General features: G+C 65.5%; 5 protein-coding genes. 4 read left to right on the top strand and 1 reads right to left on the bottom strand.

What is annotated here, in order from left to right:
* Positions 1-1344: 1344 nt before the first annotated feature.
* The 3 genes from E6J58_17850 to E6J58_17840 all read left to right on the top strand — a co-directional run bounded on the left by E6J58_17850 (position 1345) and on the right by E6J58_17840 (position 4193).
* Positions 1345-3315, top strand: a complete 1971-nt coding sequence (locus E6J58_17850; protein TMB34870.1) for a hypothetical protein — start codon at positions 1345-1347, stop codon at positions 3313-3315.
* A gap of 111 nt (positions 3316-3426) precedes the next feature.
* Positions 3427-3831, top strand: a complete 405-nt coding sequence (locus E6J58_17845) for an anti-sigma regulatory factor (protein ID TMB34869.1) — start codon at positions 3427-3429, stop codon at positions 3829-3831.
* Positions 3832-3905: 74 nt separating this feature from the next.
* Positions 3906-4193, top strand: coding sequence for a hypothetical protein (locus E6J58_17840; GenBank protein TMB34868.1), 288 nt, complete (start codon positions 3906-3908; stop codon positions 4191-4193).
* On the opposite strand, the gene E6J58_17835 is transcribed toward E6J58_17840, so the two are convergent.
* On the bottom strand, positions 4190-5086 hold the full coding sequence (locus E6J58_17835) for a histone deacetylase (GenBank protein ID TMB34867.1): 897 nt from the start codon (positions 5084-5086) through the stop codon (positions 4190-4192). The two genes, E6J58_17840 and E6J58_17835, sit on opposite strands and share 4 nt — an antisense overlap.
* Here E6J58_17835 and E6J58_17830 point away from each other — a divergent pair.
* Complete coding sequence (locus E6J58_17830) at positions 5062-6837, top strand: EAL domain-containing protein (protein TMB34866.1); 1776 nt, start codon at positions 5062-5064, stop codon at positions 6835-6837. The genes E6J58_17835 and E6J58_17830 overlap by 25 nt on opposite strands.
* Positions 6838-6859 lie beyond the last annotated feature (22 nt).

Below are 6859 nucleotides of genomic sequence, written 5' to 3'. Positions count from 1 at the left end.
CATCGCGCTGACCTTCGACACGAACCAATGGCTGATCCACGATCTGGTGCTTGCCCACGGGCTGGTGGAATGGGTGACCAAGGGCATGTACCTCGGCGAGTTCCGTGCGTACACCGAGGCCCAGATCGACGACGTCCTGATTGACGACGACCTGTACGTCGGCGGGGCGTTCCGGATGTCAGATCTCGATTTCAATGCCACGCGCGCCTGGCAGGCCTCACGGAAGGCCACTGCGGGTCCAAACTTCCGTCTCGCGTGGGCGTTCAACGCCTATGGCGCCGACGACAGCGATCCGCTGACCACCGCGGTGAGGACGTACAGCGGCGACTTCCACTGGATCAGCCACACCTGGGATCACACGAACCTGGACGGGATGGACTACGCCACTGCGTTCAGCGAGTTCGATCAGAACGACGGATACGCCAGGAGCCACGGATTCAAGAACTACACCACGATGAACCTGGTGACGCCCGAGATCTCGGGGCTCACCAACCCGGCGGCCATGTCGGCGGCCTGGGACTTGGGCGTTCGCTACACGGTGAGTGACACCTCGCGGGTCGGCTGGGACAGTCCCGCGCCGAACATCGGTATCTACAGCACGCTGAAGCGGGGTCTGCTTCACATCCCGCGCAAGCCGACCAACCTCTTCTACAACGTCTCGACACCGTCCGAGTGGGGGGCCGAATACAACTTCCTCTACACCTCGTACTGGGGGCGGGCGCTCTCCTACGCGGAGATCCTCGACAAGGAGAGCCAGAACCTCCTCGTCTACCTGCTGCAGGGAAACATCGACCCGGCGATGTACCACCAGTCCAACACCAGGGCATACGACGGCGTTCACACCCTGCTCGGCGATTTGCTCGACGTCGCCTTCCAGAAGTTCCGCAAGTATTCCACGCTGCCGATCATGAGCCCCGACATGAACGATGCCGGGGCCCGGATCGCGCGGACCATGGCCCGCAACAATGCCGGAGTGAGCGCGTTGTTGACCCCCGGCGTGAGCGTCTCCTTCAGCAGCCCGGTGAGCGTTGAGTTCGCCGTCAGCGGTCTCTGTGCCTCGAACGCCGAGATGTACGCCGGCAAGTGCATCAGCATCGTGAAGGTCGGAGCTGGCCAGACCGTCACTTTCCTTCTGATTTGAGGACCGTCATCCGGGAGGGGAATGAAGCCAGGAGCACCGCCGTGACCACATTCAGATTCTTTGTTCCAGTTGGAGCCGTTGCTGTCCTCGTCGCGTGCGGCGGATCGTCGAGCGGTGCCGCAGACCGCGGAAACCAGCTCACCGGACCTATCATCCTCGACCCTGAGGCCATCTGCGCCGGGCCCGCCTGCGCGGGCGTGCCGATGGAAACCCTCAGGCTGGCGCCCGTCGCGCCGCCGGTCATTCCCACCAACCCGCTGGGCCCCGTCGACTTGCCGCCGTTGCCGGCCCTGCCAACCATCTCGGCTTTCCCGACGGGCTCGCACGCGCTGCGGACGGGTTCCAGCAGCACGGAGGCGGTCACCACGCCGCCGCCGGGCTGCACCAACTGGACGAAGGCGATGAACGTGCTGGTCATCTCCACCGACGGGACGGAGGCGGACCTCGGGGCGATCCAGGAGGGGCTGGGCTTCCACACCATCCCGTACACGACATGGATCGCGACCCAGAAGGCGGGACAGTTGACCTCTGCTGTTCTGGCGACCGGCTGCAACGGCAAGTACCAGGGGGTCATCCTCACGACCGGGGCGCTCTCGTATTCGCCCGATGGCGGCGCGACGTGGCGTTCGGCGCTCACGGCTGCCGAATGGCAGGCGTTGCGAACGTACGAGGCGCAGTTCCACGTGCGGGAAATTTCCTGGTACGTCTACCCGGGAGCGGATCAGGGCCTGAATCCGCCCTCGTCGGGCAGCGACACGACGTCGTCGCCGATCAACGCGACGCTGACGACCGCCGGCAGGACGATCTTTCCCTACGTGAATGCCGCGAACCCGGTTCCGATTACCAACGCCTGGGCGTACCGCGCTACGGCATCGGATCCGAACGTCACGCCTTTGCTGGTGGATAGCGCCAACAACGCGCTGGTTTCGAGCCGCGTGACCTCCGACGGGCGCGAGACCATGGCCCTCACCTTCGACTCGAACCCGTTCCTCGTCCATGATCTCATCCTCGCCCACGGCCTGGTGGAGTGGGTCACGAGGGGCGCTTACATGGGCGAGTTCCGCGCCTACCTTCAGCCCCAGGTCGACGACCTGCTCATCGACGACGACATGTATATGGCGAGCATGTACCCCGGCGGCGTTTACCGGATCACGGCCACCGACTACAACAAGACGCACGACTGGTGGAGCTCTCAGGTGGTGAAGCCCGGAAACTCGGGATTCAGGCTGACGATGGCCTTCAATGGCGAGGGAGGCAGCGATCCCGACGTGCCGAACGATCCGCTCACGAACGCGATGACCGCGACCGCCTATGACTTCTATTTCACCAACCACACGTTCACGCACGAGAACCTGGACGCCGTCACCTACGACGTGGCCTATGCGGAGCTCGCGCAGAACATCCAGTTCGCCGCCGACCATTCGTTCACCGACTTCAGCCCCCAGGGGTTCATCAGCCCCGATGTCTCCGGCCTCCACAACCAGGCAGCGCTCAATGCTTGCTATGACAACGGCGTCCTCTTCATGGTGAGCGATACCTCGACGGAGTCCGGCAAGGGCACGGGCTCGACGCCGACCAACCGAGCGCCAAACACCGGCGTCTATAGCGACCTCCGGCCGGAGATCCTCTTCGTCCCGCGCCGGCCTACGAATCTTTTCTACAACGTGACGAATCCCACCGACTGGACGGCCGAATACAACGCCATCTACGCGTCTTTCTGGGGCCGCAACCTGACCTACCAGGAGATCCTCGACAAGGAGAGCCAGAACCTCCTCATCTACATGCTGCGGGGCGAGCTCGATCCGCACATGTACCACCAGTCGAACATGCGAGCCTACGACGGAACCCATACGCTGCTCGGCGACCTGCTCGACATGGCGTTCTCGAAGTTCCGCACGTACTCGACGCTTCCCATCATCAGTCTGCGGCAGGAAGACATCGGCTCCCGCATGGCCGACACCATGGGCCGCAATTGGTCCGGGGTCACCGGAACGGTCGTCAACGGCACCCAGGCGAAGTTCACCAGTCCGCAAGAGGTGTGGTTCCAGGCGAGCGGGGTTTGCTGTTCGACGCAATCCGCTTGCATCAATCATGCGCCCGAGACGTACGCCGGCAGGTGCATCTCGTACCTCCATCTCCCTTCCGGCGGCAGCGTGACCCTGTCGCTGCAGTAAGGAGCTCACTGCGGGGCGCGCCTTGCGCCCCACGGCTTGCAAGGTTCGGCAGGCGAGAGAGCGCTACCCAGGGTATTGACTGAACGACGCCACAGGCTTTACCCGAGCCTGGTGGAAGACGAGATCCAGGTTCCAATCCGCTCGGACCAGGACATCGTCACCGCTCGTCAGAAGGGGCGTGGGCTCGCCACGGCGCTGAACTTCTCTTCCGGAGACGCGACGCTGATCGCGCTGGCAATCTCGGAGCTCGCGCGCAACATCGTCACCTACGCGAAGCAGGGCGAGATCCGGCTGAAAGCGATCGGAGTCGGGTCGGCGCGGCAAGGCATCCAGGTGGTGGCGCACGACGACGGACCGGGAATCGACGACGTCGACCAAGCGCTGCGCGACGGATTTTCCACCTCCGGAGGGCTCGGTCTGGGATTGCCAGGGGTTCGCCGGCTCGTCGACGACTTCCAGATCCAGTCGAAGCAAAACGAGGGCACCACGGTCACGTTCACCAAGTGGAAGGCCTGATCCCGGTCTGGCTCGCAAGCCATTGAAATTGCGGCGTTGAACCGTTCGCCTGCGCGTTGCGTCAGACAGGTGGGATGGAACCGCTGATCCACTCCGTGACCACCACAATCGCGCAGGATGTGCGCGAGCTGGTCCACGCGGCGCAGCTGGAGCGTCCGGCCCTGTTGGAGAAGGACCCGCCCAACTGGCGCTGGCACCTGCCGCTCGGTTTCGTGACGCTCGCGGCCGCGGGAGTTCTGCTGATCGCCGCGGGCGGCGTGCAATCGCGCGTGCAGGAACAGAAGCAGGGTACGCGGTACCACCGGACGCAGATGCACAAGAAGAAGGTGCGTCCGCAAAACGTGTACAGCCTCGACCGCTAGAAGGCCGCGCGTGCTTCGCGCCACGTCCCGACGTGCGCGTCGACCGAGAGCGCGATGGGACGTGCATACCCGCCGCCGAGCGTCAGTACCAGCGGCGCCCCTGTTCGGCGCGCCGCGGTCGCGACGATGCGATCGCGCCGGCGGAGGCCGTCGAGCGACAGCCGGAGGCGGCCGAGCTGATCTCCATCCAGCGGATCGACGCCGGCCTGGAAGAAGACGATGTCGGGCCGCGCCAGGTCGAGCGCTCGCGGCAGGTGGCGCTCGAGGCACGCAATATATTCAGAATCCTGACAACCATCGAGAAGCTCGACGTCGAGGGAAGAGCGCTGCTTGTGGAAGGGAAAATTATTCGCGCCGTGCATGGAGAAGGTGAACACGGTCGGATCGTCCGCGAAGATCGCGGCGGTGCCGTCGCCCTGGTGGACGTCGAGGTCGACCACCAGCGCGCGCTCGATCAACCCTTCGCGCTGCAGAGCGCGCGCGGCCACCGCGATGTCGTTGAAGACGCAGAATCCGGTGCCGCGGTCCGCGAACGCATGGTGCGTCCCGCCCGCGAGGTTGCCGGCGACACCGTCGTCGAGCGCGGCGCGTGCTGCCAGCACCGTCCCGAAGACGCTGGCGCGCGATCGGGCGAGGAGCGCTGCGCTCCAGGAGAATCCCAGCCTGCGCTGCGCGTCGGCGGCGAGTGTTCCGGAGAAGACCGCGTCCAGGTACTCCGGGGTGTGCGCGAGGAGCAGCGAGGCGCGGTCGATCACGCCAGATTCTTCCAGTTCCCGCGGATGAAGCACGCCCTCCGCGAGAAGCCGCTCGCGGAGCAGCCGGTACTTCGGCATCGGGAACCTGTGCCCGGGCGGAAGTGGCACCTCGTATGTGTCGCAGAAGAACGCGCGCACGGCTGGAGACTAACAGGGTCGCGCGTGGGAGGAGGTCGCGTTGTCGCCCCCCCGTCCTCGACCTGTATGTTTGCAGTGCCGCGATGCTTCCCGATCACCTTCCTTTCCTGCTCGATCATTGCCTCGTGGGCCTCTACGCGCTTTCGGGCGAGAAGATTGTCTGGCTGAACGCCCGCGCCGCCGAGCTGGTCGGATGCAAGCGCGAAGAAATGGTGGGCGGGTCGTTTCTCGAGTTCGTCTATCCGCCCGATCTCTCGTTGCTGCGCGCAGCCGAAACGGCGGGACCCTATGTCATCCGCGCCGTGCGCCGCGACGGCCAGCTGGTCCACCTGGAGGTGCACCAGCGCTCGTTGGAGAAGGATGGCCAGCGGCTGATCAGCGGCGCCGTCGTCGACGTCACCGCGCGCGTAACCGCGGAGTCGGCGGAGCGCGACAAGCTGCTCCACGACGCGTTCCATGACTTGCTCACCGGGCTTCCCAATCGCGCGCTATTCCTCGATCGCCTCGAGCATCGCCTGGCGCTGGAGAAGCGCCGGCACAAGACCAGCTTCTCCGTCCTGGTCCTGGACATCGACCGCTTCAAGGTGATCAACGACAGCCTCGGGCACGTCCGCGGCGACGAGCTCTTGATCGAAGTTGCCCGAAGGCTCCAGTCCTGCCTGCGGCCCGGCGACAGCGTGGCTCGCCTGAGCGGAGACGAATTCACCATCCTGCTCGAGGACGTCGCCACCGCCGCCGACGCACGCAAGGTCGCCGACCGTCTGCGGGAAGAGCTGCGCGTTCCGTTCTGGCTGGGCGCTCTCGAAGTCTTCAGCGGCGCTTCGATCGGCATCGCCCACGGCAGCGCGACGTACGCGCATCCCGAGGACATCCTTCGCGACGCGGACACGGCGCTGTATCGCGCGAAGGCGCAGGGACGCGGCCGCTGCGTCGAGTTCGACGCCAGCATGCACGACCGCGCGGTCGAGCTCCTGCAGCTGGAGACGGCGCTGAGGCGGGCGCTGGAGCGCAACGAGTTCCGCCTCCATTACCAGCCGGTGGTTTCGCTCACTTCGGGGCAGATTACCGGCGCGGAAGCGCTGCTGCGCTGGAACCACCCGGAGCGCGGCCTGGTCCCCCCGATGGAGTTCATCCCGCTGGCGGAGGAGACCGGGCTGATCGTGGAGATCGGCGCCTGGGTGCTGCGCGAAGCCTCCCGGCAGATGAAGGAGTGGCAGGAGCGGCTCGGCCAGCCGGGTCTCGAGATCGGCGTGAACCTCAGCTCGCGCCAGTTCCAGGGACCGGGGCTCGTTGCGGAAGTGGCGGAGGTGCTGCGCGCCACGGGCCTGTCCCCGCGCTCGCTCCGCCTGGAGGTCACCGAGTCACTGCTGATGGACAAGCATCCCAACGTCGCGCAGACCATGACGGAGCTGCGGGCGATGGGAGTGCGCATCGACCTCGACGACTTCGGGACCGGCTACAGCTCGCTCAGCTACCTGCACCAGTTCCCCATCGACACTCTCAAGATCGACCGCAGCTTCATCCATCGCATCGGCGCGAGCGATGACGCGGTGGAGATCGTCAACACCATCCTGGCCCTCGCCAACAGCCTCGACATGGAGGTGGTTGCGGAGGGTGTGGAGACCGAGCAGCAGCTCGAGGTCTTGCGCAAGATGCACTGCGCCTACGCGCAGGGGTACCACCTGAGCCGGCCCGTCGAAGCGCCGCAGTTCGAGAGCCTGGTCGGGACGCGCCGCAGCTGGGCAGCGTAAAACCTAGACCCTGAACTGACTG

It is taken from the genome of Deltaproteobacteria bacterium (assembly GCA_005879535.1).
GTDB lineage: Bacteria > Myxococcota > Myxococcia > Myxococcales > 40CM-4-68-19 > 40CM-4-68-19.
The sequence above is the reverse complement of the archived record's forward strand: the minus strand, read 5'-3'. Positions and strand labels throughout refer to the sequence as shown.

Bases quoted from the DNA above. Each gene is read 5' to 3' on its own strand.
- E6J58_17850 (TMB34870.1), top strand. From the start codon at position 1,345: ATGGAAACCCTCAGGCTGGCGCCCGTCGCGCCGCCGGTCATTCCCACC.
- E6J58_17840 (TMB34868.1), top strand. From the start codon at position 3,906: ATGGAACCGCTGATCCACTCCGTGACCACCACAATCGCGCAGGATGTG.
- E6J58_17830 (TMB34866.1), top strand. From the start codon at position 5,062: ATGTGTCGCAGAAGAACGCGCGCACGGCTGGAGACTAACAGGGTCGCG.